This is a genomic window from Achromobacter sp. SIMBA_011 (genome assembly GCF_046535435.1).
In the GTDB taxonomy this organism is placed as follows: domain Bacteria; phylum Pseudomonadota; class Gammaproteobacteria; order Burkholderiales; family Burkholderiaceae_B; genus Achromobacter; species Achromobacter dolens.
The window spans coordinates 1-240 of the sequence record NZ_JAWRWN010001138.1 but is presented as its reverse complement, the minus strand read 5'-3'; the positions used below and the strand labels follow the sequence as shown (position 1 = coordinate 240).

General features: G+C 63.3%; 1 protein-coding gene. It reads left to right on the top strand.

Annotated features, from left to right (window positions below; all coding sequences use genetic code 11):
• A partial coding sequence (locus SB816_RS34595; RefSeq protein ID WP_410548573.1) for a transporter occupies positions 1–134 on the top strand: 134 nt, incomplete at its 5' end.
• Between the last annotated feature and the right edge of the window lie 106 nt (positions 135–240).

Below are 240 nucleotides of genomic sequence, written 5' to 3'. Positions count from 1 at the left end.
CGATCGGGCCGGGCGCGATGGTCAGCTTCTCGCCGCAGGATCACCTGATGTTCAACGCGTATTTCGAGGTCTATGCGCGCAACCGGCCGCAGGGCACGCGGATGGTGCTGCGGTACGTGCATCACTTTCAGTAGCGCCCAGGCCCCGCCGCCGACGTCGGCCCGGGTCGGTATCGTATGACGAAGTCAACGTACACCTTCGGCGCGTGAATGCGTGTCCTATAGTTCTGGGGATGGCAAG